The sequence below is a fragment of the Herbidospora cretacea genome (assembly GCF_001570605.1).
Taxonomy (GTDB): Bacteria; Actinomycetota; Actinomycetes; order Streptosporangiales; family Streptosporangiaceae; genus Herbidospora; species Herbidospora cretacea.
This window is the reverse complement of record NZ_BBXG01000025.1, coordinates 59635-84343: the sequence shown is the minus strand read 5'-3', so window position 1 is coordinate 84343 and position 24709 is coordinate 59635. Positions and strand designations below refer to the sequence as shown.

The following is a 24709-nucleotide window of genomic DNA, read 5'->3' as shown; positions in this document are numbered from 1 at the left end:
GCCCCATTGCACGACAAGCTCGGCTATCTTTGCGGAGCAGGTCAAGCCAGGGGAGATCGTTGAGATGAGACCGCCGCTGCTGCTCATCGGGCACGGCACGCATGACGAAACCGGCGTAGCCGAATTCGGCCGGTTCGTTCATCGGCTCCGTTGCCGCCTCGACCGGGACGTCGCCGACGTGTCCGGCGGCTTCGTCACCGGAGCCCGCCCGCCGCTCGCGGAGTCGGTCGCCTCGCTCGTCGCACGCGGCCACCACCACCTCGTCGCCCAGCCGCTGAGCCTCACCGGCGACCGCGCCGCGCTGGGCGACATCCCCGGCACGCTCGCGCTGGCCCAGGAACTCCACCCGACGCTCGGATACGACCTGGGCCGCCCGCTCGGCCCCGATCCCCGCATCCTGGAACTCCTGGCCGAACGCCTCGCCGACGCGGCCGACGACATGCCCACGTTCGTGCGCGGCGCCTTCTTCGAGGACGCCGAGCCGATCACGCCCGCCGAGACGGCGGTCGTGCTGGTCGGCCACGGCTCGCCCAGCACCGCGGCCAACGCCGAGGTCCACCGGGTGTCCCGGCTGTTCTGGGAGACCCACGCGGCCGACTACCTGACCGTCGAGACGGCCTACGTGTCCCACGCGCGTCCCGGGGTCCCCGGCGGCCTGGAGCGCTGCCGTCGCCTGGGCGCCAAGCGGGTCATCGTGCTGCCCTACGTGCTGTTCGCGGGCGGCGTGCTGGAGCGCATCTGGGCCGCGGCCCTGGCCTACGGCGCCAACCACGAGGGCCTGGACATCCGCTGCGCCGAGGTCATCGGCGACTGCGAGGGCCTGGCCGACGTGGTGATCGACCGCTACGAGGAGGCCCTCGCGGGCGCCGCCGCCACGACCGCCCGCCAGCGCTACGCCCAGGCCCTGGCCACCGAGAGACTCCAGGAGATCTTCCCGGTCCCGGCCCGCGTCTGATGCCCCCCAAGGCCGACGGCCCTCAGCTCGACGAGCGGGGGCCTGATCACCACGGGCCTGACCATCGTTGGCCTGATCATCATGATCTCCGCCACCATGGGGACAGGGAGGTCGGGCCGGGTTTGGTGGACTTGGCGGTGAACGTCCGCCAGGGCATGCCCCCGGCATGGCTTCGGCAGATTCTCGCCGCCTCCATGTCGGAAATTTCGGCATACCCGAACGCCGACCGGGCCACCCGGATCGTCGCCGAACACCACGGGCGAACCCCTGACGAGGTCCTGCTGACAGTGGGCGCGGCGGAAGCCTTCACCCTCCTCGCGAGGGTCCTCGCCATGCCGCGCCGCTCCGGCGGGCCCGCTGTGTCGAGGCCGGTCGTGGTGCACCCGCAGTTCACCGAGCCCGAGGCGGCGTTGCGGGCGGTCGGGGTCGAGCCGGGGCGGGTGCTGCTGCCCGATCCGTTCGTCCTGGACGCGGCGCTCGTCCCCGACGACGCCGATCTGGTGATGATCGGCAATCCGACCAACCCGACGTCGGTCCTGCACCCCGCCGCGACGATCGCCACGCTCGCCCGGGAGGGCAGGTATCTCGTCGTCGACGAGGCCTTCGCCGACTGTGTCCCGGGTGAGCCAGAATCGCTGGCCTCGGCCAGGCTCCCCGGTCTGGTCGTCATCCGCAGCCTGACCAAGACCTGGGGGCTGGCCGGCCTCCGGATCGGCTACGGCATCGGGCCGCCCGAGCTGATCGCCGCCATGCGGGAGGCGCAGCCGCTCTGGGCGGTCTCCACGCCCGCGCTGGCCGCCGCCGAGGCGTGCGTCTCGCCGCGCGCGCAGGCGGAGGCGTTCAAGTGGGCCGAGGAGATGGCCGGTCAGCGCCAGGTCCTGGTCGACGGCCTGACCGATCTCGGCGCCTACGTCGTGCCCGATCCCCAGGGCTCCTTCGTCTGTGTACGTCTCCCGCACGCCCTCCACCTCAGAGCTCTCCTGCGGGAGAGGGGCTTCGCGGTCCGGAGGGCCGACACCTTCCCGGGCCTGGGCCCGGAATGGCTACGTGTCGCCGTGCGCGACGATGGGACGACGGCCGCCTTCCTGGCGGCGCTGAAGGAGGCCCGCGATGATCAGCCCGCTTGACCCCGCAGCCATGGCCGAGGCCAGGTCCCACCACGACCGCCTGACCAAACCCCGGGGCGCCCTCGGCGTCCTCGAAGACGTGGCGGTCCAGCTGGCGGGCATCGCGGCCCTCTCACCTCCGCCGCTGCCCGAGCCGGTGGCGCTGGCGATCTTCGCGGCGGATCACGGCGTACACGACCAGGGGGTCTCTCCCTGGCCCCAAGAGGTGACCCAGCAGATGGTCGCCAACTTCCTGGCCGGCGGCGCGGTGGCGAACGCCTTCGCGGGCCAGGTCGGCGCGTCGGTGACCGTGGTCGACGTCGGTGTGAACGGAGACCTGCCGGACGCCCCCGGCCTGGTCGCCCGCAAGGTCCGGCGGGGCACCGCCGACCTGTCGCTGGGCCCGGCGATGACCGGCGCGGAGGCGGAACAGGCCCGCGCGGTCGGCGCCGAGGTGGCCGAGCGGCTGGTGGCGCAGGGAGCCAGGTGCCTGGTCACCGGGGACATGGGCATCGCCAACACCACGGCGTCGGCGGCCTTGATCTGTTCGTACACGGGGAAGGAGCCGGGCGAGGTCACGGGACGCGGGACCGGCATCGACGACGCCATGCTCGCCCACAAGATCAACGTGGTGGCCAGGGCACTGGAGGTCAACCGGGGGCGCGACCCGCTGGCCGCGCTGGGCGGGCTGGAGCACGCCGCCCTCGCCGGGTTCCTGCTGAAGGCCGCCGAACTGCGGATCCCCGTGATTCTGGACGGCGTGATCGCCGGATCGGCCGCGCTGGCCGCCGCCGCGCTGGAGCCCGACGCCGCCGGATACTGGATCGCGGGCCACCGTTCGGCCGAGCCCGGTCACGCCGCCGCGCTGGCCCATCTCGGCCTGCGCCCGCTGGTCGACCTGGAGCTCCGCCTGGGCGAGGGGACGGGCGGCCTGCTCGCCCACCCGCTGGTCGTCGCGGCGGCCCGGGTGCTCCACGAGGTCGCCACCTTCGACGCGGCCGGGGTCACCGACAAGGAGGCCCTGGCATGACCCGCTACGGTCCCATGTACGGCCCCGACATCACCTTCCTCGGCGTCGACCGCTGCGACCTGACCGACCCCGCGTCGCTGGACGGCGCCGACGTGGTCATCCTCGGCGCGCCCTTCGACGGCGGCACCAGCCACCGCCCGGGGGCCCGCTTCGGCCCCTCGGCCATGCGCCAGGCCTGCTACCTGGCCCACGACGGCTCCCGCCCGAGCCTCGCCCTGCGGGTCGACGGCCTGCGCGATCTGCGGGTGCGGGACGCGGGCGACGTCGAGTGCTTCTCCGGCGACCTGGAGACCTCGATCCGCGACATCGAGGCGGCCGTGCACACGATCGCCGCCTCCGGCGCCATCCCCGTGATCCTCGGCGGCGACCACTCGATCGCGCTCCCCGACGCCCGGGGCGTGGCCCGCCACCACGGCTTCGGCCGGGTCTCGATGATCCACTTCGACGCCCACGCCGACACCGGCGAGATCGAGTTCGGCCACCTCTACGGCCACGGCCAGCCCATGCGCCGCCTGATCGAGTCGGGCGCCATCCGGGGCGACCGGTTCCTCCAGATCGGCCTGCGCGGCTACTGGCCCGGCCCCGAGGTCCTGACCTGGATGGCCAGGCAGAACATGCGCTCGTACGAGATGACGGAGATCGTCCACAGGGGATTGAACGCCTGCCTGACCGAGGCCTTCGCGATCGCCCTCGACGACTGCGACGGCATCTTCCTGTCGGTCGACATCGACGTCTGCGACCCGGGCCACGCCCCCGGCACCGGCACCCCCGAACCGGGGGGCCTGTCGGCCCGGGAGCTCCTCGATTCCGTCCGCCGGATCTGTTATGAACTCCCGGTCGTCGGCCTGGAGGTCGTGGAGGTCGCGCCGCCCTACGACCACGCCGACATCACCGCCCTGCTGGGCAACCGGGTCGTGCTGGAGGCCCTGTCGGCGATCGCCCGCAGACGGTCGGGCGAGCCGTGGGACCCCGGTCAGCCGCTGCTGGACGGGCGCTGAGGGGTCTCTACCAGCCGCCGCCGTGCAGCTGACCGCGCACCGCGCCGCCGGGGAACTCGCTGGTGTGCAGGTTGGTGTACCAGTTCTTCGGGTTCTTCTTGATGCCCTTGGCCACCGACGACGAGGCCGTGCCCGTGCCGGCGATGCCGTTGACGCCGGCCGGGAGGCCCGAGGGGGCCGCCAGGAAGTCGACGACGACCGGGCCGTTCTTGCCCTTGGGCGCCTTGTGGATGTGCGCGAGGGTCGGCTGGGCGATGTTCTTCCACACGGTCGCGAAGTGGACCTTGGTGCCCTTCACCCAGACCAGCCAGACGGCCTTGCCGTTCTTGTCGCCGACCTTCGTGCCGGGGGCGGGCACCTCCTGGCGGCCGTCGGCGATCGCGGTGAGCGTGGAGCGCGAGCCGTTGGCCAGGACCGAGTCGAGGTGGACCGGCCGGATCCGGTGGAGCTGGGCGCGCACCGCGCCGCCGGGGAACTCACCGGTGTGCAGGTTGGCGTACCAGCCGGCGGGGTTCCGCTTGATCCGGTTCAGCAAGGCCGAGTCCTTGATCGTCACGACGCCCTTGACGGCGCTGAGGGTGGAGGGGAGGGCGGCCCCGAAGAACGGGATCTTCACGTCTCCGTTCTTGCCCTTGACGCCCTGGTGGATGTGGAAGGCGCTGGGGGCGGCGGTGCCCGCCCAGCGAACGGCGTACTCCATCTGGTTGCCGTGGATGCGGAAGACCGCGACCGCGACGCCGTTCTTGTCGCCCACCTTGACGCCCGGCGCGGGGACCTCGTTCTTGCCCAGCAGCGTCGCCGCGAAGTAGGTGTCGCCCGCCTGCGGGGTCGAGGGCAGCTGGACGGATTCGGTGGTCGCCTGCCGGCCGGAGGGCGCGCCGTGGCCGGGGTGGGCGGCGGCGGGGGAGGCGGTGACCGCGGTGGCGGCGGCGGCGAGGGCGAGACCGGGGACGATCAGCTTGCGCAGCATTTCGGGCAACTCCTGTGTGTCGTTCTGGGTGCTTGCGGATGACATTAGGAGTCGGGAAAGCCCCGTTCTGTGGTCAAATACGCGTTCGGCGGTCCTGTGACCGACGTCACCCCCAAGGGGTGACAAGACCGATAACGGCGATCTCTTGAGTCGCGTCCCAGGCCAGCCGGTAGGTTTACTGCCTAACGAAACCTGTGCCACAACGAGGGAGAAATGGCCCCCTATCTGCTCGGCCTGCGGCTCGACGGGCGGCGGGTGCTGGTCGTCGGTGGCGGCCGGGTCGCCCAGCGCCGCATTCCCGCTCTGCTCGACGCCGGCGCCTCGGTCACGCTGGTCTCACCCAGTGCGACCCCGGCGCTCGACGACCTGATCGCCGACGGTCGCGTCACCTGGGAACGCCGCCGCTACCAAGAGGGTGACGTCGACGACGCCTGGCTGGTCCACGCCTGCACGAGCGATCGGGCCGCCAACGCCGCCATCGCCGAGGAGGCCGAGGCCAAGCGCATCTGGTGCGTCCGCGCCGACGACAAGGACGCCTCCGCCGCCTGGACGCCCGCGAGCGGCCGGGTCGACGAGATCGGCGTCGCCGTCACCGCCGGGGGAGACCCGCGCCGCGCGGCCGGCATCCGCGACGCGGTGGTCGACGCGCTGCGCGACGGCGCCATCGACGCCCGCCGCCACCGCGACAAGCCCGTCGGCGTCGCCCTCGTCGGCGGCGGACCGGGCGACCCGGGCCTGATCACCGTCCGGGGCCGCCAGCTCCTGGCCCAGGCCGACGTCGTGATCGCCGACCGCCTCATCCCCCGTTCCCTTCTGGACGAACTCTCCGCCGACGTCGAGCTGATCGACGCCGCCAAGGTCCCCTATGGAAGGTTCCTGGCCCAGGAGAAGATCAACGAGCTGCTCGTCGACCGGGCCCTCGCCGGGAAGTTCGTCGTCCGGCTCAAGGGCGGCGACCCGTTCGTCTTCGGCCGCGGCGGCGAGGAGATGATCGCCTGCGCCGAGGCGGGGGTCCCCGTGACGGTCGTGCCGGGGATCACCAGCGCGGTCGCGGTGCCCGCCGCGGCGGGCGTGCCGGTCACCCATCGTGGCGTCAGCCAGGACTTCCACGTCGTCTCCGTGCACGTCGCGCCCGGACATCCGGCGTCGACCGTCGACTGGAGGCTCTTGGCGAGATCAGAGGGAACCCTGATACTGCTGATGGCCGTGGAACGCATCGCGGAGATCGCCGACGCTCTGCTCCGTGAGGGACGTTCGCCGGAAACACCCGTAATGGTGGTACAGGACGGTACTCTTCCCACCCAACGGGCGGTGCGCGCCACCTTGCACGACGTGGCCGAGCGCGTCACCTCCGCGGGCGTACGGCCACCGGCGATCGTCATCGTCGGCGACGTCGTCAAGGTCGGTCAGGAGATCGAGATGGTGCGAGCGGAGCGAGCCCGATGAAGGCTGCCAACCAGACACCGCGGTCCGAACCCGCAGACGAGGCCGTCATGCCCGAGGAAGAACCCGAGTCGCCCGGCGAGCAGACACTCAGCTTCCGGGCGATCAAAGAAGACGAAGCCCCTCCCGACGCGGACATCTCCGACGAACCAGACCCCTCGGACGAGCTGGCCTCCGCCGACAACCTGGACCCCTCCGATGAGCTGGACCCCTCCGACGAACTGGACTCCGCTGACGAGCCGGACTCCGCCGACGACCTGGACTCCGCCGACGACCTGGACTCCTTCGACGACCTGGACTCCTTCGACGCGCCGGAGGAGGAGTTCGACCTCCCCGAGCAGGTGTCCGGCGCGCTGACCGAGGCCCTCAGCCAGCTCCGTGAAGCCGTCACCGGCCTCCACCTGGGCCTGGACGTGCCCGGCGCCGACGAGGCCCGCAAGTCCCAGGCGGCCGTGCTGGCCCAGCTCGACGACTACGTCATCCCCCGCGTCCACATGAGCACCGCCCCCGCCCTGATCGTCGTCGCCGGATCGACCGGGGCCGGGAAGTCCACCCTGGTCAACACCCTCGCCGCGCAGACCGTCAGCGCCACCGGCGTCCGCCGCCCCACCACCGGCACCCCCGTCCTGGTCTGCAACCCCGCCGACGAGGGCTGGTTCAAGAAGGGCACGCTGCTCAGCGGCCTGGAGCGGGTCGAGGAACCGGGGGAGGGCCCCGGCTCCGGCTCGATCGTGGTCGCCTCGACCAAGTGGCTGCCCCACGGCGTCGCCCTGCTCGACACCCCCGACATCGACTCGGTCGTCGAGGAGCACCACGACATCGCCCACCGCATGCTCGACGCGGCCGACCTGTGGGTCTTCGTCACCAGCGCCTCCCGCTACGCCGACGCCCCCTCGTGGGGCCTGCTCAAGCTGGCCAAGGAGCGCGGCGCCCGCCTGGTGATCGTGCTGTCCCGGGTCCCGGCGCGCTCCCGCGAGGTCGTCTCCAAGCACTTCACCCGCATGCTCGACGAATACGGGCTCGGCGAGGTGGAGCGCTTCATCATCAACGAGACCACGGTCACCAACGGACGGCTGCCCGACGAGGAGGTGGCCGACCTGCGCATGTGGCTGTCGGAGCTCTCCGTCGACGAGCAGCGCCGCGCGCTGGCCGTCCAGGCGACGCTGAACGGCGTGCTCAACAGCTTCCGCGCCCGCGTCCCCGCCCTGGCCCGCCACCTGGAGACCCAGGTCGCGCTCCGGGCCGACCTGCGCTCCGACATCGACGCCGCGTTCTCCGGCGCCCTGGCCGAGATCGAGGAATCGACCCGCGACGGCTCGTTGCTGCGCGGTGAGGTGCTGGCCCGCTGGCAGGACTTCGCCGGCTCCGGTGACCTGATGCGAACTCTCCAGATCCGCAAGGCCAAGAACCACGGCCCCGAACGCATCGGCGCACTGCGCGGCGCCCTGCGCAGCGGCCTCGAATCGGTCATCAGCACGGCCGTCCACCGCGCCTCCGAAGAGGTCGTCACCCGCTGGCGCCAGCGCGCCGGAGCCGGTGACCGCCTGGCCGCCCTGCCCGGCCTCGGCCGCCCGGAAGACGACATCGACCGCCGCACCGCCCGCATGGTCGCCTCGTGGCAGGACCACGTGACCGAGCTGGTCCGCACCGAGGGCGTGACGAAGCGCTCGGTCGCCCGCCTGGTCTCCTTCGACGTCGAGTCGCTGGCGCTGATCTTCACCGTCGGCCTGCTCGGCTACGGCACCGGCGACGCCCCTGGAGGCAACGGAGCCCTCCCGCAGCGGCTCCTGCGCGGCCTGCTCGGCGCCGAGTCGCTCCGCAGCATCAGCGGCAAGGCCCGCTCCGACCTGCGAGCCCGCATCGGTTTACTGTTCGACGACGAGACGCTCCGTTACGTCGACGCGCTCGACGGAGCCGGGATCCCCGACGAGGCCGCGGCGACCCGGCTCTACCAGGCCACGTACAACCTTGAGGTAGCCCGATGACGATAACCGCCGAGCCCAGGCACGGCCTCGGCGCGCGGCTGGCCGCCCTGACCCGGGTGGTCGATCTCGGCCAGGGCCGCGAGGACCCCGACCTGCTGACCGAGGCGACCCAGCTGATCATCCGGGCCGGCAACCGCCTCAAACTGTCGCCCGACCACACCGTGGTCGCCCTGGCCGGCGGCACCGGCAGCGGCAAGTCCTCCCTGTTCAACGCCATCTCGGGCCTGGAACTGTCGCCCACCGGCGTCCGCCGCCCGACCACCGCCCGCACCCACGCGTGCGTCTGGGGCCTGGAGGGCGCCGCCCCCCTGCTCGACTGGCTCCAGATCCAGTGGCGCCACCGCTTCTCCCGGTCGAGCGCCCTCGACAAGGACGACGGCCAGCTCCACGGCCTGATCCTCATGGACCTCCCCGACCACGACTCCATCCGCGCCCTGACCGACACCGAGGCCGACCGCCTGATCACGGCCGCCGACCTCATCGTCTGGGTCCTCGACCCCCAGAAGTACGCCGACGCCTCCACCCACCGCCGCTACGTGACCGAACTCGCCGGCCACGACGCCGTGACGGTCTTCGCCCTGAACCAGGCCGACAAGCTGACCCCGGAGGAGGTCGAGGAGTGCCTCGACGACCTCCGCGCCCTGCTCGCCCGCGAGGGCGTCGAACACCCCCGCGTGGTCGCCACCTCGGCCGTCACGGGCGGCGGCATCGTCGACCTGAAGGCCGAACTGGCCGAGTCGGTCAGCGCCCGCCGGGCCGGCTACCTGCGCCTGGAGGCCGACCTCGACCGCCTGATGCTGCGCCTGGCCAAGGACATGCCGGCCATGCTCAAGGTCGAACCCACCATCGACCCCGCCCGCCGCGCCGGCCTGACCGACGCCCTGTGCGACGCGGTCGGCTCCCCCGCGGTCGGCGAGGCCCTGGAGAACGTCCACGGGACCAGGTCGATCGACTACGTCGGCTGGCCGTGGGGCCGCTGGGCCGCCCGCTTCCGCGGTGACCCGCTGAAGCACCTGAAGCTGGGCGACGTCAAAGAGGAGATCCGCAGCCTGGTGGCCGACTCGGTCAGAGCCCAGCCCGCCGAGGTCGACAACGCCGTCCAGGCCCTGTCCGACGGCCTGACCCAGGGCATGCCCGAACCGTGGCAGGACTCCGTCCGCGACGCGGCCCGCTCCCGCTCGGGTCAGCTCCCGAAGGTCCTGACCGACGAACTCGCCGAGATCGCCCCTCCTCTCGACCGGGTGCCGGCGTGGTGGCGTCTCGCCAAGGTGTGGCAGTACCTCCTCGTGCTGCTGTTCGTGGCGGGCCTGGGGTTGACCGGGGCGATCGTGGCTTATGGGGTGTTCCAAGCAGGCGAACCTCCCGTCGAGCTGCTGGGGGACGTGGCGGCGCTGCCATGGGTGCTGCTGATGATGGTCAGCGTGCTCGGCGTGGGGTTGCTGTCCGCCATCGCCAGCCGCAACTTCGTGGTGATGGCGGCGGGCCGGGAACGCGACCGCCTGGAACGGGAGATGCGGCGCCGGGTGGCGAGCGTGGCCCAGGACCTGGTGATCGAGCCGGTGGAACGCGAACTGACCAGATACAACGACTACTTCGCAGCTCTGGAAACCTCTCGGCGCTGACTCCTGCTTGATCACCTGCCAGACGACGCCCAAGCTCGCCGGCCAGATGGGGAAGCGATCCCGGCGGGCTGTCACCCTGAACGGGCCGGTCGAGCACCGTATTAGCTCATCAGCGAGAGATCAGGCCCGACCGCACGATTCCAGGCATCACGGTCGTTGGGGCCGGTCGTGCTCGTCCCGACGACGAAATGCGAACCCGCCGGGATGGCGGAGGCGGGGCTGTCTGCCGAGCTTCTTCGCGCAGCGCCTCGAGCGTTCATGAGAAGACCACGGACGTTCGCTCATCTCCTGGATGAAACCGCCGAATGTGATCCCCAGGTCGCTTGTGCTCGGCAGGTGGCAGGCTTCGATCATGAGTCCGCACGTCCCGTGGCATGCCTGACAGGCCGGCCTGCTGGGGGAAGAGAAGCAGGCCGGCCCTCGACGGTGGGGCCGTCAATTGTCAGGCGGCCACGGGGACCATCTCGTTGGGCCACGACTCGGAGTCGCCGTCCTCCGACGGTTCGTCCTCGCCCGCGCCGCCCTCCAGGACGCGCAGGCCGGGAGTGTTGAGCTCCCAGTCGCGGGTGTCGTCTTCCATCGCCCGCAGGTCGTCTTCGGTGGCGGGGCCGCGCGAGTTGTTGCGGGGTGGGCGCTCGAAGCTGGAGATGCCCCACTTCAGGTCGTGGCCGATGGAGGTGGCCTCCACCTCGACCCAGAAGCGCTGCTCTCCCTCGCGCTCGAACTGCTTGACCCGCAGCTTGCCGACCACCACGACCGGCTGACCCCGCCGGACCGACTGGGCGACGTGGTCGGCCAGCCCCCGGTAGGACCTGACGGTGTAGAAGGTCGTCTCGCCGTCACGCCAGGTCTGCGACTGACGGTCGAGGACCCGGCGGTCGACGGCCACCCGCATGGAGGTGGCCCGGGACCCGTCGCCGAACGTGAACTGCTTGGGGTCGTCGGTGACATTGCCGGTCAGCGTCACGTAGATCTCGCTCATTACTCTCTGTCCTCCGTTGTGCCCGGACCCTCGCCGGGCTCGGGCACAACATTGGCCCGCGCACCCCACGGCCACAGGGACAGAATCCGATTCTGTGGATAACCGCTCGGCGCCACGAAACCTGTGGAAAGCGAATCTGGGGAGAGGTAACGCCGTCTCCGAGCCCAGAAGGTCGTCAGTCCCGCCTGATCAGAAGCCGCTCGCAAGATCGGTCACTCCACGAGCCTGATGCGGCAGGTCTCGGCATCCCGCAATCTCAGGTCATGGGCCAGTTTCCAGATTCGGCTCTGGGTCCGAGGCGGGTCCGAATGTCACAAGCGCGGTCCGCGTTCAGGGTCGAGGGAGACCGAATCCAGGGCGCGGGTAGGCCAGGTAGGCGGATGCGAGGACACCAGGGCAAACCATGGTCCCGCCTTCGGTCACTGCCCGAAGATCACTGAGGCCCTGTGGCCACTCCCAGCCGCCAGCCGCGCCCAAAACCGCCAAACCCCCACGCAAACCAAAAACCAGACCTGGCAGGCGTTCGCCAGATCTGGTCGGTGATCTCCAGGCCCCGGAAAAGTTGGAGGACCCGGTTCGCCGCCCCGGCCGGGGAGAGCCGGAAGCGGCCGTCTGCTAGCCGAACTTCTGAGAAATGGACGCTGGTGCGCGATGGAGGGGGCATCGGCCGTGCGCGGCCGGTATCCCTGGCGCTGTCTTACCAGCGTGGGAAGGACGGCCGATGGCGACTACACGTGTCGCTGCGAGAGCACCAGACAGGTCAGGTCCAGACAACGCCCCGAGCCATGGCTGCTCCTTTCCACGCACAACCCGCTCCGGTTGAGCGGTTAACCTCCGTGCGGGCCACCCGAATGTGATGACCACCTTGCCCAAGGTAGCGGTTCCCGTCGCGCGCCGCACACTCCGCAACTATTGTGTTACACATCGTGAGACGCTGCGTTCAGCGGATGAGAAGGCGTTTGGGGGACGGGATGACAGCGCCCAGTCAGACCTCGGCCAAACCAATCGGGGGGCCTGCGACACGGGCGGGCCGCTGGCCTTTGATGGCTCAGCGACGCCCACTGGTCGGCTATCTCTTTCTGATCGTCACCATCGATCTGGCCGCGATCGTCGGGCTCGCCCTGGGGACGGCGCCTTCGGTCGGCGATCTGTTGGTGTTCTGCTCGCTCATGGCCTGCGGAGCCGTGTGCATCGAGGCGACCCGGCGGCTCGGGATGCCCGCCGGGGTGTCCCGTGACCTGCTCTCGGCCTGGTGGCTGCCGGTGGCGTTGCTGCTGCCGCCGGTCTACGCGCTGCTGGCGCCGATCCCGCTGCAGATCCTTCTTCAGCTGCGGGTCCGGGCGACGGTCGTCTACCGGCGGGTCGTCACCTCGGCGGCGATCGGGCTGGCGGCGGGGGCCGCCTCGCTGGTCTTCCACTCGCAGGTCGACGACCCCGGCCGGCTCAACGAGGGGGTGGGGTGGCCGATCGCGCTGGCCGTCGGCTGCGCGGCGCTGTTCACCATCCTCAACACCGCCCTGATCGCGGTGGCCGCCCACACCGCCGATCCCGACGTCCGCTGGCGTGACGTGCTGTGGGATCGGGAGAGCCTGCTGCTCGACGCGGTGGAGCTGTGCCTCGGGCTGATCGTCGCGATCATGTGCGGGCTCAACCTGCTGCTTCTGGTGCTGGCGCTCCCGCCGGTGATGCTGCTCCAGCGCAGTCTGATGCACGCCCAGCTCCAGGCCGCCGCCCGCACCGACCCGAAGACCGGGCTGCTCAACGCCGCCGCCTGGCAGCGGGAGGCCGACACGGAGATCGTCCGGGCCCACCGGACGGGTGAGATGCTCGCGCTGCTGATCGTGGACATCGACCACTTCAAGCGGGTCAACGACACCTACGGCCATCTCGTCGGCGACCAGGTCCTCATCGGGGTGGCCGCCACGCTGCGCAGCCAGTTGCGCGACTACGACGTGGTCGGGCGGTTCGGCGGTGAGGAGTTCGTGGTCCTGCTGCCCCGGGCCGATCTGGCCGAGGCGCGGCGGGTGGCCGAGCGGCTGCGCAGCCGGGTGGGCCGCATGGCGGTGCCCGCCGACGACGCGATGATCACGGTCACGATCTCACTGGGGGTCGCGATCATGAACGTCCACGGGCACGATCTCATCGAGCTGCTGGCCGCCGCTGACCTGGCGCTCTACCGGGCCAAGGAGCTGGGGCGGGATCGGGTCTGCCTGCCGGCCCAGCAGATGCCGCCGCCCGGCGGTAAGCCAGCAACCGCGTGCTGAGTTGCCACTAAGCTTGACTGCATGGCCGAGTACATCTACACCCTGCAGCGCGTGCGCAAAGCACACGGCGACAAGGTGATCCTTGACGACGTCACGCTGTCCTTCCTGCCCGGAGCGAAGATCGGGGTGCTTGGCCCGAACGGAACGGGCAAGTCCACCCTGCTGCGCATGATGGCCGGGCTCGAACCGACCTCCAACGGCGAGGCCCGCCTGATGCCCGGTTACACCGTGGGCATGCTGCAGCAGGAGCCGCCGCTCAACGAGTCCAAGACCGTTCTGGGCAACGTCGAGGAGGGCGTCGCCGAGACCAAGGCGATGCTCGACCGCTTCAACGCCATCGCCGAGCAGATGGCCACCGACTACAGCGACGCGCTGCTCGAAGAGATGGGCAAGCTGCAAGACGAGCTCGACCACCGCAACGCGTGGGACCTCGACGCCCAGCTCGAACAGGCGATGGACGCGCTCCGCTGCCCCCCGCCCGACTCCGACGTGACCACCCTCTCCGGTGGTGAGCGCCGCCGGGTCGCGCTCTGCAAGCTGCTGCTGGAGCAGCCCGACCTGCTGCTGCTCGACGAGCCCACCAACCACCTCGACGCCGAGAGTGTCAACTGGTTGGAGTCCCATCTTGAGAAGTACCCCGGAACCGTCCTGGCTGTCACCCACGACCGCTACTTCCTCGACAACGTGGCGACCTGGATCCTGGAGCTCGACCGGGGCCGCTGCTTCCCCTACGAGGGCAACTACTCGACCTACCTCGAGGCCAAGGCCGCCCGTCTGAAGGTCGAGGGGCAGAAGGACGCCAAGCGAAAGAAGCGCCTGGAGGGTGAGCTCGAGTGGGTCCGCTCGAACGCCCGCGCCCGCCAGACCAAGAGCAAGGCCCGTCTCCAGCGCTACGAGGAGATGGCCGCCGAGGCCGACAAGTTCCGCAAGCTCGACTTCGAGGAGATCCAGATCCCGCCGGGCCCGCGTCTGGGCACGACCGTGATCCGGGCCGAACACCTGACCAAGGGCTTCGACGACCGGGTCCTGATGGACGACCTCGACTTCGACCTGCCCCGCAACGGCATCGTCGGCATCATCGGCCCCAACGGCGTCGGCAAGACCACCCTGTTCCGCATGATCACCGGCGGCGAGACCCCCGACAAGGGCGCGATCGTCATCGGCGACACCGTGAAGCTGTCCTACGCCGACCAGTCGCGCGGCGGCATCGACCCGGCCAAGAACGTGTGGGAGGTCGTGTCCGACGGGCTCGACTTCATCAAGGTCGGCAACGTGGAGATGCCCTCGCGGGCCTACATCGCCGCGTTCGGCTTCAAGGGTCCCGACCAGCAGAAGAAGGCCGGCGTCCTGTCGGGCGGCGAGCGCAACCGGCTCAACCTGGCGCTCACCCTCAAGCAGGGCGGCAACGTGCTGCTGCTCGACGAGCCGACCAACGACCTCGACACCGAGACCCTGTCGTCGCTGGAGAACGCGCTCCTGGAGTTCCCCGGCTGCGCCGTGATCACCTCTCACGACCGGTGGTTCCTCGACCGGATCGCGACCCACATCCTGGCGTGGGAAGAGGGCTCGAACTGGTTCTGGTTCGAGGGCAACTTCGCCGACTACGAGAAGAACAAGATCGAGCGCCTCGGCGCCGACGCGGCCCGGCCGCACCGCGTGACCTACCGGAAGCTGACCCGCGACTAGGGCTCACATCCAACGGAGAAGGCCACCCGCGATCGTCGCGGGTGGCCTTCTCGTTGAGCTGGTGCCGGTGATCCCGCCCGCAAGACGGGATCACCGGTTAGGTCACTTCTTCCAGCCAGGAGTGACGCCGCACTTGGCGTCCTGGTTGATGCAGACCTTGACCATGGCGCCGAGCGCTTCCGGCGTCCAGGCGTTCATGAAGTCGCCGTGGATCGACGACGGCATGCCCGACGACAGGGCCAGGCCGTTGCCGCCGAGGGAGTCGTAGCCGAGCATGAACGACAGGTTCGGGACCGCGACGGGGTAGTCGCCGGTGCAGGTGCCGTTCTTGGCCGGGCCCATGTGCGACTTGTGGTCGGGCGAGTCGATGTGCTTGCCGTCCCAGCAGTCCTGGAAGGTGAGCTGGTAGATCAGGTTGCCGCCCGGGGCGCAGACGGGCCAGTTGCCGTCGGAGCTACGGCCGGTCTCGGCGCTGCCGGCGCACCAGAACTGGCCGGAGGCGCCCTTCGGCGTCGCGACCTGACGCTTGGCGTCACCCTGGACGATGCGCAGGCCCGGCGGGAACGGCCGGACCTCCGACGGGTCCTTGAGGCGCGAGCCGTAGTAGACGCGGAAGTTCTTCATCTCGACCGGCTGGCCGTTCTTCAGCAGGGTGGGCGCCCAGTAGGCGCTCTTGTCCCCGGGGGCGTCACAGGTCGTGGCGCTCTTGAGCAGGTCGGCGGTCGTGGTGTTGGCCGAGACCTTCGGGCCGAAGAAGGTGTGCAGGTGGGAGGCGCCGACCAGGCCGGGCAGGACGATCGGGTCGTCCTTGGCCTCGTTGGCGACGGTGCAGTTGGTGTGGAACTCGGGCACCCGCACGATGTTGGCGGGGACCGACTCGAAGGGGACGCTGTTGTAGGCGTCCAGCGCCTTCTTCCACGCGGCCTGGTCCACAGGCACCCAACCGGCGGGCGAGCTGGTGGGCGGCGTGGTGGTCGGGTCGGTGCTGGGCGTGGGCTTGGTGGGGGTGGGGGTCGGGGTCGGCTGCGTGGTGCCGCCGCCGGTGCCGAAGACCTGGAACTCCCACAGGGAGACGCCGTACTGGCTGGAGCGCTTGGTGGCGTACAGGCGCACGAAACGGCCGGTGGCCGAGACGTTGATGGTCTGGACGCCGCCCTTGCCGGCGGTGGTGGTGTGCACGGTCGTCCAGGGGCCGCCGGCGGTGGCGGCGGTCTGGATCTGGAAGGCGGTGGCGTAGGCCCGCTCCCAGTTGATCACGATCTGCTTGATGGCGGTGGACTTGCCGAGGTCGACCGCGAGCCACTGCGGGTCGCTGAACTTGCTGGACCAGCGGGTGGCGGTCTTGCCGTCGAAGGCGGCCGCGGGGGACAGGTCACCGCGCTCCGCCGACGAGGCGGTGGCGGTGCGGCCCTGCGACAGGGGCACCTCGGCCGCGACGGCCGGGGAGGTGACGCTCACCAGAGAGGTGCCGAGGAGACCGGAAAGGACACCGGCCAGCGCCAGGCGGCGGGCCCGGCCTACGCCGCGCGAGGCGGTAGTGCTCATGGTGGATGAAGTCCTTGTCCTGTTGGAGACGTGGAGGGGGCGCTCACGAGCGCCGCCACACAGGAGACCCGCAGGTCACCACCGGATAACGGAAACTTCGAAGAAGTCAGAAAAAATCTTTCAAGCCTTCCTTCCGTTACGGCTCCGCCCACCCTGGCCCCGCCCGCCGCCTCCGCCGCCCGCCGCGACCGGCGCCGACCACCGCTCCCGCACCGCACCGCGACGCCACGATGGGTGCCATGAGCATCTCCGTGGTCACCTTCGACGGTGACGAGACGTTGTGGGACTTCCAGGGGGCGATGCGCCGGGCGCTGGCGCTGGCCGCGGACCTGTTCGCCGCCGAAGGCCTGACCCTGGACGGCGAGCCGGTCACGGCGGCGTGGCTGACCCAGGTCCGCGACGACGTGGCGGCACGCCCCGCCTTCGCCCGCGCCCGCATGGAGGACATCCGGCGGGTCGCCTTCGACGAGTGCGGCCGGCGGACCGGTGCCACCGGCGCGTTCATCGGCAACGTCCACAGCGTGTACATGCGCGCCCGGCACGCCGAGGTGAAGCTCTACCCCGACGCGATGGCCTGCCTGCGCGAGATCCCCGCGTTCCTCGGCGAGGCGACCCCCTGAGTTGTAGATGCCTACTCAGATGGGCTAGGTTCTGGATACGTATTCAGGACTCAGAGGGGGATTCAACTATGGACATCACGAACTCCGTCGCACTGGTGACCGGCGCCAACCGCGGGCTCGGCCGGAGCCTGGCCGCCGAACTGCTCAAGCGCGGGGCCGCGAAGGTCTACGCGGGCGCGCGGCGGCCCGAGTCGGTCGACCTGCCGGGTGTGGTGCCGATCCAGCTGGACATCACCGACCTCGACTCGGTGGCGAAGGCGGCGGAGAGCGCGCCCGACGTCACCCTGCTGATCAACAACGCCGGCATCAGCACCAACGCGGGTCTGGTCACCGGCGACATCGCCGACATCCGGCTGGAGATGGAGACCCACTACTTCGGGACCCTCAACGTCACCCGGGCCTTCGCCCCGGTCCTCACGGCCAACGGGGGAGGGGCGATCCTCAACGTCCTGTCCGTCCTGTCCTGGGTCCATTTCCCCACGGTGGGCGGCTACAGCGCCGCCAAGGCCGCCGAGCTGGGCATGACCAACGTGATCCGCCAGGAGCTCGCCTCCGCCGGCATCGACGTCACGGCGCTCCACGTCGGCTACATGGACACCGACATGGCCGGCCACGTCGACAGCGCCGACAAGGTCGACCCGGCGTGGGTCGCGGGCCTCGCCCTCGACGGCGTCCAGGAGCGCGCTCTCGAAGTGCTCGCCGACGACACGAGCCGCAACGTCAGGTCGGCCCTGTCCGGCGGGCTCGACCTGCTCTACCCGGGACTGCCGGTCGCCCGGTAGTCCCCCCACTGAGTAGGGATGCGCTACTCAGGAACTAGGCTGGTGGACATGAGTGATGTCAGTTGCGCGTCCGAGGAGCTCTGCTCGATCGCCCGCACGATCGAGGTCGTCGGCGACAAGTGGACCATCCTGATCCTGCGCGAGGCGGTCCTGCGGAAGACCACCCGCTTCGCCGACTTCCGCGACGGCCTGCGCATCGCGCCCGACATCCTCAGCAACCGCCTGAACGTCCTGCTGGACGCGGGCGTGCTGGAGAAGCAGCCCTACCGGGAGCCGGGCGCGCGCACCCGCTACAGCTACCACCTGACCCCGGCCGGGGAGAAGCTGCTCGTCGTCCTCGCCGCCCTCCAGCAGTGGGGCGACGAGCACCGGCCGCCGAGCTCGGGCCCCACCGTCCTGCGGCGCTCGGCGGTCGGCGACCGGCCGGTCCGCGTCACCTTCGTCGACGACACCGATGCGGTGGTCCCCGTTGAATCGGTGGTGTTCACCGCCTCCGCCTCCGCTCCGGATGCGCTCTCCCGTCCGTCGCGCTGACGCCGGGGTGAAGAAACCTCACCCGGGAGGGAAGTTCCCGGGAGAAGTCCCGAGGTGGAAATTTTTCCTCCTCGGGACAAGTCTCAGGTCAGCAGCCAGGCTCCGCCGTCCGGCGGGAGGAGGCCGTCGGTCAGCGGGGTCGTCGCCAGGACGATCTCCTTGTGGCCGGGCAGCGGCACCGCCTCGTCGCCGCAGTTGACCGCGCAGATCGCCGAGCCCCGGCGGAAGAACAGCGTGTCGGCCGGGCCGGGGAGCCACTCGATCCCGTCGCCGGACATGATCTGCTTCCGCCAGGCCAGCGCCGCCTTGTAGAAGGACAGCGTCGAGGTCGGATCGGCCGACTGGCGCTCGGCGGTCAGCAGCGCCCAGCTCGACGGCTGGGGAAGCCACGGCTCTCCCGTGCCGAAGCCGTAGGGGCTCGCGGAGCCCGACCACGGCAGGGGGACGCGGCAGCCGTCGCGGCCGGGGAGCTCGCCGCCGGTCTGGAAGAAGGTGGGGTCCTGCCGCCTGTCCGGAGGAATTTCCACTACCTCGGGGAGGCCGAGTTCCTCCCCCTGGTAGAGGTATGCCGACCCGGGGAGGGCCAACATGGCCAGGAGTGCGGCTTTCGCCCGATCCACTCCGCCCGACGGCGACAGCGATCCCTCGCCGTAGCGGGTCACATGGCGCACGACGTCGTGGTTGGACAGCACCCACGTCGGGGCGGCGATCTCGGTCAGCGTCTTGTCGATCACCGCCCGGAACGCGTCGGCCGACCACGGGGCCTTCAGCCAGGCGAAGTTGAAGCTCTGGTGGAGTTCGTCCGGACGCACGTAGAGAGCGAGGTCCTCCGGAGTGTCGGTCCACACCTCGCCCACGAACGCCCGGTCGCCGGGATAGGTGTCCATGAGGGCCCGCCACTCCCGGTAGACGCCGTGCACCTCGGGGCGGCTCGACATCGGGCTGTCCGAGACGAACCCGGCCGAAGTGTCGGGCAGGTCCTCGGCCTTGTAGAGGCCGTTGGCCACGTCGATCCGGAAGCCGTCGACGCCCCGGTCGAGCCAGAACCGCAGGACGTCGAGGAACTCGGCGTGCACCTCGGGGTTGCGCCAGTTGAAATCGGGCTGCTCGGGGGCGAACAGGTGCAGGTAGTAGGAGCCGTCGGCGACGCGGGTCCAGGCCGGGCCGCCGAAGACCGACTGCCAGTCGTTGGTGGTCTGCCGGAAGATGTAGCGGTCGCGCTTGACGCCGCGCAGCGCCTCCTGGAACCACGGGTGGTCGATCGAGCTGTGGTTCGGGACGATGTCGATCATCACCCGCAGGCCCAGCCCGTGGGCCGCCTCGACCAGGGCGTCGAAATCGGCCAAAGTGCCGAAACGGGGATCGACGTCGCGGTAATCGGCCACGTCATAACCGCCGTCGGCCATCGGCGAGGTGTAGAAGGGCGTCAGCCAGATGGCGTCGACGCCCAGTTCGGCCAGATAGGGGAGACGGCTCGTCACTCCGGGGAGGTCGCCGACGCCGTCTCCCGAGGCGTCGGCGAAGCTGCGGACGTAGATCTCGTAGACGACGGCGTCACGCCACCAGGGGGAGGTCATCTCATGCGTTTACCAGGCTGTGGGCGGCGTAAACCAGGTACTGCCACAGCTTGCTCTCCTGCTCGGCGGGGAGCTGGAGCTCGTTGACGGCGTCGCCCATGTGCCTCAGCCAGGCGTCGCGCTCGGCCTCGCCGATCACGAACGGGGCGTGGCGCATGCGAAGCCGGGGGTGGCCGCGCTCGACGCTGTAGGTATTCGGGCCACCCCAATATTGCACCAGGAACATCCGCAGACGATCTTCGGCGCCCTCGAAGTCGTCGTCGGGATAGAGGGGTTTGAGCAGCGGGTCTTCGCGGACGCCTTCGTAGAATCGCCGAACCAGGCGGTTGAAGGTCTCTTCGCCGCCGACGAGGTCGTAAAACGTCTGCTCGCTGCTCACCCGTTCAGGTTAAAACAGCTCCCGAGTGCCGGTGTCACGCGATCGTGGCGATGGCCATGCCACGCGCGTCGAAGGCCCTCTTGATCCGGGTCCGCAACTCGCGCGCCACCTCGTGCTGCTTGCCCGGCGCGGTCTTGGCGACGACGCGGAAGACGATGGCCGTCCCGGAGATCTGCTCCATGCCGAAGACCTGGGGCTCCTCGACGATGATGGTGTCGCGGTAGTCCTGCTCCTCCCACATCTCCGTGGTCACGCCGACCAGCAGTTCCCTGGTCTGGGCCACGTCGGAGTCGTAGGCCACGGGGATGTCCACGAGGGCGCGCGACCAGCCCTGCGACTCGTTGGCGACCCGGGTGATGGTGCCGTTGCGGACGTACCAGACCTTGCCGTCGACGTCGCGGAGCCGGGTGATGCGCAGGCTGACCGCCTCGACGGTGCCCGTGGTGACGCCGACGTCGACCACGTCGCCGACGCCGTACTGGTCCTCCATCAGCATGAACATGCCGGCGATGAAGTCCTTGACGAGCTCCTGGGCGCCGAACCCTATGGCCACGCCCAGGATTCCGACGCTGGTCAGCAGGGGCGCCAGGTCGAGTCCGAGTCGGGAGATGATCATCAGCAGGGCGGTGCCGAGGATCACTATCGACGTGACGTGCCGCAGGACGGAGCCCAGCGTCTCGGAGCGCTGACGGCGGCGTTCGGCGAGGATCGCGTCCAGGCCCTCCTGGGGACCGCCGAACCGGGACCGCAGCCGCTCCGGCATCGACACGGAGGAGGCGCGGGTGGTGATGCGCTTGATCAGGCGGTGCACGATCGCGCGCAGCAGCACGGCGACCAGCAGAATCAGGATGACCGCGATGCCCGCGCCGATCAGACCGGCGATGATCTTGGCCCAGTCGGCGTTGGGTATCCAGCTGCTGACCACATTGCAGATCCCGAGTTCGTCCGTCTCGCACAGGGTCTTGGCTGCGGTCCCGGCGTCGGGCAGAAGGCCCGTTTGCGTAGGGGACGGGGAAGGGCTCGGGGAGAGCAGGAACACGGAGTGGATCCCCCTCGGATCGGCTCGTCGGTTTCGGGCAGGCCTGCACCCATATTGCCGATCGAACCGGCTGTCGTCACATTCACGCCGGGGGACGTGAGCATCGTCCCACCGGGCCGCGGAGGGCGGCGGGACGGGTGCTCCTGTGGCGGTCAGCGGGGCGGAGACGCGCACCCGGAAGCGTGTCTCGTGCCTTTCTCCGAGAGGGGGATCCCCCCCAGTGCCACCCGCGTCAGCGGGCGGCAGACCAGGGAAAACCGTGGAAACCGTGAGGAGATTCGGAGCCGGCGGGCCGGCCACAACGTTCCCGAGGGAACGTTCCGCACCGGGCCGCCCGCCGGCTCCGTGGGGCCGCGGCGGTGGCGGCGGGCCCCGGGTGACTGCGCTTCACCCGGCCCGTCGCCGTCTGCGATCTACTCGCCCACCGCGGCGAGAACTCGGGCGACTTTCGTGGCGGCTCCGGCCGGATCATCGACGCGATGCATCCGTTCCCCCCAGGACCACCAGTAGTCGGCCGACTTGCAGACGACGTTCTCGGTGAGACTCGTCGCCTTCGGGTTGATCACTCGCACGAAGGCCCGCCCCGTTTGGGTGGTTACGACCCGTGCGAGGAGTCCCCGCGAGTCGAGCTCCGAAGCGAGGCGCTCCAGATGCCCGAAATCGTCCTCCCCCAACGATTCGTCCTTCCTCTCCCGCATTCCGAACCTTGTGTTCGGTGCTGGTTGGCCCAAGATGACTCACCCGGCTTGATGGGTCAACGAGGCGATAAGCGGGCGTTGGATGCGGTTAACACCAAGTGGGTTGAAGAAAGTCGTCCGCCGGTGGACGATCCTCTATCAGCACGTTCTATTGCAGATCCGGGCCACACCAAATCTGGTCCATTATTTCTTCTGGGCGCAGTGCAACCTCAAGGTTACGCTGTGTCAACGAATTGTGGACCGGTCGGGACATGTGGACGGCGCGTACGGCCGGCCACGGAGAGGGGCCGGTATGTCCGGCAGGCAGCACAAGGAAACGGAGACCGCCCGGCGGGTGCGGGCCAGGGGCCTGGCCAACGGGCGGAGTCTGGCGAGCATCGCCGAGGAGATCTTCGAGGCATGCTCGGTTCAGTTCGGTACGTCCCGGATCAAATGCCACCGCCTCTCGCACGGCATCGCCCTGGCCGACGTCATCGAGCAGGTACGCGCTCTCTTCGAGCGAGACGGCAAGAACCCTCCGGGGATCGGGGAGACCCTCCTGTCGGCGTACGAGTCGGGGCTCAAGCGGCCCGGACCCGAATACCTCCATTACCTGTGCACCGTCTACCGGGTTGAACCGGTCGCCCTCGGATATGAGGGTCCGTGCATCTGCGGCCACGGCCACCGGATGCCGGGCGTCGTACGCGGCGGCGACCCCCAAGAGGTAAGACCCGACGTTTCCCCGGTCCCGCGCGAACTGCTGCTCCAGACGGACGGCGGTGGCTCCGCGCAGGGCGGGGGCGAGGAGGACGAGAACGTGCTACGGAGGACGCTGCTGAAGCTCCTCGCCGGTGGTGCCGGTGCGACGGCGGTTGGGCTCGACGCCCAGGTGCTCGCCGCCACGGAGAACAACCGGCGCAAGATGGACGACGTCATGGTGTCCGCCACGGTTTCCCCGGCGATGCTCGACCAGTGGGAAGAGGCCACCATCGGCTTCGGCCGGCAATACATGAACACCCCGCCCTTACGCCTGCTCTGCGACGTGCAGCTCGAGTTCTCCGCGATCCGCAAGGCGCTGGAGCGGCGGCAGCCGGTCGACCTGCAGGAGCGGCTGTGCCGCATGGCGGCGCAGTTATCGGGCCTGACCGGCATGATCCTGATCGACCTGGGCGACCACCGGCTCGCCCGGACCTTCTTCCGCACCGGCCGCACCGCCGCCGACGAGACCGGCGACCGCGCGCTGCGGGCGTGGGTGACCGCCCGCGAATCCCTGGTGCCGCTCTACTACGGCGACCCGCGTGAGGCCCTGACCCTCGCGAAGAAGAGCCGCGACCTGGCGGGGCAGACCCCGTGCGCGGCCAAGACGATGGCCCCGGTCGTGGAGGCCCGCGCGCTGGCGATGCTCGCCGGGGCGACCGGCCAGAAGAAGGACGTCGTCGAGCAGGCCAAGCGGGCCCTGTCCCGGGCGCGGGCGGCCTTCGCCCAGATGGTGCCCTCGGAGCAGGAGGACGCCGCGTTCGGATACACCGAGCGGCAGCTCTACTTCTACCAGGGCGACGTCCTGGTCAAGCTGGGCGAGACCCTCGAGGCCGACGTGGTGCTGGAACAGGCTCTGGGCCAGTACGCCGGCGAGCCCCTCGACCAGACCCTCATCCGCATCGACCTGGCCATGTGCCGGTTGCTGGAGGGAGACCCCGAAGAGGCGGTCAAGCAGGGCCTCGACGCCCTCCACCGCATCGACCACATCCACCGGACGGAGCTGGTCATGGGTCGCGTCGGCGATCTGATCAAGGCGGTCGTCGCGAAGAACGGCAACGACGTGCCGGGGCTCGACGACCTGAAGAACGAGGCGCTGCTCCGCGCGCCGGTCACATTCGACGACCTGCCGATGAACATATGACGGCCCCCTTGCGGGTGCGCCGCTTCGGCCTGACCGATCTCGACAAGGTGTGGGAGCTCCACCAACTGGGCCTGGCCCAGGTCGGCCTGGCCCCCGGCGACGGGGTCTACTACGACGACGACCTCCCCCGGATCAAAGAGGTCTACCTCGACGACCGGGGCGAGTTCCTGGTGGGCGAGCTGCCCAACGGCCGCATCGCCGCGATGGGCGGCCTGCGCCGGGTCGACGACGAGGTGGCCGAGATGTGCCGCCTGCGCGTCCACCCCGACCACCAGCGGCGCGGCTACGGCGCGCTGATCCTGGAGACCCTGGAGGAACGGGCCCATGAGCTGGGCTATTCGGTGCTGCGCGGTGACACGACCCTGCAGCAGGGCGCCGCGGTGTCGCTCTACCGGAAGTACGGGTGGCGCGAAGTGTGCAGGGAGGAAAGAGGCGTTTCGGTTGTGCTTTATGGGGAGAAAATCCTGACTTCTGCCCGTTCTTCGGAATTCACCCCCAGATAGTCGGTCTCTACTATTGGCGAAACGCACAATCGTACTAATAATTGTGCGTTGTTGCCCAAAGTGGGGAACCCTTTAGCGGGGAAAGAGGCACGATGAAGAAGATCATTGTCCG

General features: G+C 69.9%; 21 protein-coding genes. 14 read left to right on the top strand and 7 right to left on the bottom strand.

What is annotated here, in order from left to right; genetic code table 11:
- Nucleotides 1-64: 64 nt before the first annotated feature.
- The 4 genes from AW270_RS33620 to speB are packed head-to-tail and all read left to right on the top strand — an operon-like array spanning nucleotide 65 to nucleotide 4089.
- On the top strand, nucleotides 65-955 hold the full coding sequence (locus AW270_RS33620; protein ID WP_082802037.1) for a sirohydrochlorin chelatase: 891 nt from the start codon (nucleotides 65-67) through the stop codon (nucleotides 953-955).
- Nucleotides 955-2082, top strand: a complete 1128-nt coding sequence (cobC, locus tag AW270_RS33615) for an Rv2231c family histidinol phosphate aminotransferase CobC (protein ID WP_082802036.1) — start codon at nucleotides 955-957, stop codon at nucleotides 2080-2082. The genes AW270_RS33620 and cobC overlap by 1 nt, the downstream gene beginning before the upstream one ends.
- Nucleotides 2066-3091: a nicotinate-nucleotide--dimethylbenzimidazole phosphoribosyltransferase gene (gene cobT / locus AW270_RS33610; protein WP_061300163.1), complete on the top strand. Its 1026-nt coding sequence runs from the start codon at nucleotides 2066-2068 to the stop codon at nucleotides 3089-3091. The genes cobC and cobT overlap by 17 nt, the downstream gene beginning before the upstream one ends.
- On the top strand, nucleotides 3088-4089 hold the full coding sequence (gene speB, locus AW270_RS33605; protein WP_061300162.1) for an agmatinase: 1002 nt from the start codon (nucleotides 3088-3090) through the stop codon (nucleotides 4087-4089). The genes cobT and speB overlap by 4 nt, the downstream gene beginning before the upstream one ends.
- Before the next feature lie 7 nt (nucleotides 4090-4096).
- Here speB and AW270_RS33600 read toward each other — a convergent pair whose 3' ends face one another.
- The gene (locus AW270_RS33600) at nucleotides 4097-5059 is read right to left on the bottom strand and encodes a CHRD domain-containing protein (protein ID WP_061300161.1); all 963 of its coding nucleotides are present in this window, start codon (nucleotides 5057-5059) and stop codon (nucleotides 4097-4099) included.
- A gap of 213 nt (nucleotides 5060-5272) precedes the next feature.
- Between AW270_RS33600 and cobA the strand changes: the two genes are divergently transcribed.
- Genes cobA through AW270_RS33585 form a run of 3 tightly spaced genes read left to right on the top strand, consistent with a single transcriptional unit; the run spans nucleotide 5273 to nucleotide 10109 of the window.
- Nucleotides 5273-6505 carry a uroporphyrinogen-III C-methyltransferase gene (cobA, locus tag AW270_RS33595; protein WP_061300160.1) on the top strand — a complete coding sequence of 411 codons (1233 nt, stop codon included), beginning with the start codon at nucleotides 5273-5275 and terminating at the stop codon, nucleotides 6503-6505.
- 47 nt (nucleotides 6506-6552) lie between these two features.
- Nucleotides 6553-8487, top strand: coding sequence for a GTPase family protein (locus AW270_RS33590; protein ID WP_157523020.1), 1935 nt, complete (start codon nucleotides 6553-6555; stop codon nucleotides 8485-8487).
- On the top strand, nucleotides 8484-10109 hold the full coding sequence (locus AW270_RS33585; RefSeq protein ID WP_061300159.1) for a GTPase: 1626 nt from the start codon (nucleotides 8484-8486) through the stop codon (nucleotides 10107-10109). The genes AW270_RS33590 and AW270_RS33585 overlap by 4 nt, the downstream gene beginning before the upstream one ends.
- Before the next feature lie 442 nt (nucleotides 10110-10551).
- Here AW270_RS33585 and ssb read toward each other — a convergent pair whose 3' ends face one another.
- Nucleotides 10552-11091: a single-stranded DNA-binding protein gene (gene ssb, locus AW270_RS33580; protein ID WP_061300158.1), complete on the bottom strand. Its 540-nt coding sequence runs from the start codon at nucleotides 11089-11091 to the stop codon at nucleotides 10552-10554.
- A 1043-nt stretch (nucleotides 11092-12134) separates the two neighbouring features.
- On the opposite strand from ssb, the gene AW270_RS33575 reads away from it, so the two are divergent.
- Both AW270_RS33575 and ettA read left to right on the top strand, forming a co-directional pair.
- Nucleotides 12135-13355: a GGDEF domain-containing protein gene (locus AW270_RS33575; RefSeq protein WP_245674993.1), complete on the top strand. Its 1221-nt coding sequence runs from the start codon at nucleotides 12135-12137 to the stop codon at nucleotides 13353-13355.
- A gap of 21 nt (nucleotides 13356-13376) precedes the next feature.
- Nucleotides 13377-15041, top strand: a complete 1665-nt coding sequence (gene ettA / locus AW270_RS33570; protein ID WP_061300156.1) for an energy-dependent translational throttle protein EttA — start codon at nucleotides 13377-13379, stop codon at nucleotides 15039-15041.
- 102 nt (nucleotides 15042-15143) lie between these two features.
- Here the strand turns inward: ettA and AW270_RS40815 are convergent, their stop codons facing one another.
- Nucleotides 15144-16586, bottom strand: a complete 1443-nt coding sequence (locus tag AW270_RS40815) for a DUF1996 domain-containing protein (RefSeq protein WP_063819432.1) — start codon at nucleotides 16584-16586, stop codon at nucleotides 15144-15146.
- A 239-nt stretch (nucleotides 16587-16825) separates the two neighbouring features.
- Here AW270_RS40815 and AW270_RS33560 point away from each other — a divergent pair, with 239 nt between their 5' ends.
- From AW270_RS33560 to AW270_RS33550, 3 genes are all read left to right on the top strand, one after another.
- Nucleotides 16826-17206, top strand: coding sequence for an HAD family hydrolase (locus AW270_RS33560; protein WP_061300155.1), 381 nt, complete (start codon nucleotides 16826-16828; stop codon nucleotides 17204-17206).
- A gap of 68 nt (nucleotides 17207-17274) precedes the next feature.
- Nucleotides 17275-17988 (top strand): SDR family oxidoreductase, encoded by a 714-nt coding sequence (locus AW270_RS33555; RefSeq protein ID WP_061300154.1) that lies wholly within the window; start codon nucleotides 17275-17277, stop codon nucleotides 17986-17988.
- Nucleotides 17989-18036: 48 nt separating this feature from the next.
- Nucleotides 18037-18522: a winged helix-turn-helix transcriptional regulator gene (locus tag AW270_RS33550; protein ID WP_061300204.1), complete on the top strand. Its 486-nt coding sequence runs from the start codon at nucleotides 18037-18039 to the stop codon at nucleotides 18520-18522.
- Between the two features lie 83 nt (nucleotides 18523-18605).
- Here AW270_RS33550 and AW270_RS33545 read toward each other — a convergent pair whose 3' ends face one another.
- From AW270_RS33545 to AW270_RS33530, 4 genes are all read right to left on the bottom strand, one after another.
- Nucleotides 18606-20099 (bottom strand): glycoside hydrolase family 13 protein, encoded by a 1494-nt coding sequence (locus AW270_RS33545; protein WP_061300153.1) that lies wholly within the window; start codon nucleotides 20097-20099, stop codon nucleotides 18606-18608.
- A gap of 1 nt (nucleotide 20100) precedes the next feature.
- Nucleotides 20101-20478 carry a globin gene (locus tag AW270_RS33540; protein WP_061300152.1) on the bottom strand — a complete coding sequence of 126 codons (378 nt, stop codon included), beginning with the start codon at nucleotides 20476-20478 and terminating at the stop codon, nucleotides 20101-20103.
- A gap of 34 nt (nucleotides 20479-20512) precedes the next feature.
- Nucleotides 20513-21403 carry a mechanosensitive ion channel family protein gene (locus AW270_RS33535; RefSeq protein ID WP_245674992.1) on the bottom strand — a complete coding sequence of 297 codons (891 nt, stop codon included), beginning with the start codon at nucleotides 21401-21403 and terminating at the stop codon, nucleotides 20513-20515.
- 527 nt (nucleotides 21404-21930) lie between these two features.
- Nucleotides 21931-22215, bottom strand: a complete 285-nt coding sequence (locus AW270_RS33530; protein ID WP_245674991.1) for a hypothetical protein — start codon at nucleotides 22213-22215, stop codon at nucleotides 21931-21933.
- A gap of 292 nt (nucleotides 22216-22507) precedes the next feature.
- On the opposite strand from AW270_RS33530, the gene AW270_RS33525 reads away from it, so the two are divergent.
- Entirely contained in the window at nucleotides 22508-24094 is a 1587-nt protein-coding gene (locus AW270_RS33525; protein ID WP_061300150.1) for a tetratricopeptide repeat protein, read from the top strand.
- Complete coding sequence (locus AW270_RS33520; protein ID WP_061300149.1) at nucleotides 24091-24597, top strand: GNAT family N-acetyltransferase; 507 nt, start codon at nucleotides 24091-24093, stop codon at nucleotides 24595-24597. Before AW270_RS33525 ends, AW270_RS33520 begins: the two co-directional genes overlap by 4 nt.
- Nucleotides 24598-24709: the final 112 nt, after the last annotated feature.

Coding starts and splice junctions, on each gene's coding strand:
- AW270_RS33620 (WP_082802037.1), top strand. CDS start 65: ATGAGACCGCCGCTGCTGCTCATCGGGCACGGCACGCATGACGAAACC.
- cobC (WP_082802036.1), top strand. CDS start 955: ATGCCCCCCAAGGCCGACGGCCCTCAGCTCGACGAGCGGGGGCCTGAT.
- cobT (WP_061300163.1), top strand. CDS start 2,066: ATGATCAGCCCGCTTGACCCCGCAGCCATGGCCGAGGCCAGGTCCCAC.
- speB (WP_061300162.1), top strand. CDS start 3,088: ATGACCCGCTACGGTCCCATGTACGGCCCCGACATCACCTTCCTCGGC.
- AW270_RS33600 (WP_061300161.1), bottom strand. CDS start 5,059: ATGCTGCGCAAGCTGATCGTCCCCGGTCTCGCCCTCGCCGCCGCCGCC.
- cobA (WP_061300160.1), top strand. CDS start 5,273: ATGGCCCCCTATCTGCTCGGCCTGCGGCTCGACGGGCGGCGGGTGCTG.
- AW270_RS33590 (WP_157523020.1), top strand. CDS start 6,553: ATGCCCGAGGAAGAACCCGAGTCGCCCGGCGAGCAGACACTCAGCTTC.
- AW270_RS33585 (WP_061300159.1), top strand. CDS start 8,484: ATGACGATAACCGCCGAGCCCAGGCACGGCCTCGGCGCGCGGCTGGCC.
- ssb (WP_061300158.1), bottom strand. CDS start 11,091: ATGAGCGAGATCTACGTGACGCTGACCGGCAATGTCACCGACGACCCC.
- AW270_RS33575 (WP_245674993.1), top strand. CDS start 12,135: ATGGCTCAGCGACGCCCACTGGTCGGCTATCTCTTTCTGATCGTCACC.
- ettA (WP_061300156.1), top strand. CDS start 13,377: ATGGCCGAGTACATCTACACCCTGCAGCGCGTGCGCAAAGCACACGGC.
- AW270_RS40815 (WP_063819432.1), bottom strand. CDS start 16,586: ATGAGCACTACCGCCTCGCGCGGCGTAGGCCGGGCCCGCCGCCTGGCG.
- AW270_RS33560 (WP_061300155.1), top strand. CDS start 16,826: ATGAGCATCTCCGTGGTCACCTTCGACGGTGACGAGACGTTGTGGGAC.
- AW270_RS33555 (WP_061300154.1), top strand. CDS start 17,275: ATGGACATCACGAACTCCGTCGCACTGGTGACCGGCGCCAACCGCGGG.
- AW270_RS33550 (WP_061300204.1), top strand. CDS start 18,037: ATGAGTGATGTCAGTTGCGCGTCCGAGGAGCTCTGCTCGATCGCCCGC.
- AW270_RS33545 (WP_061300153.1), bottom strand. CDS start 20,099: ATGACCTCCCCCTGGTGGCGTGACGCCGTCGTCTACGAGATCTACGTC.
- AW270_RS33530 (WP_245674991.1), bottom strand. CDS start 22,215: ATGCGGGAGAGGAAGGACGAATCGTTGGGGGAGGACGATTTCGGGCAT.
- AW270_RS33525 (WP_061300150.1), top strand. CDS start 22,508: ATGTCCGGCAGGCAGCACAAGGAAACGGAGACCGCCCGGCGGGTGCGG.
- AW270_RS33520 (WP_061300149.1), top strand. CDS start 24,091: ATGACGGCCCCCTTGCGGGTGCGCCGCTTCGGCCTGACCGATCTCGAC.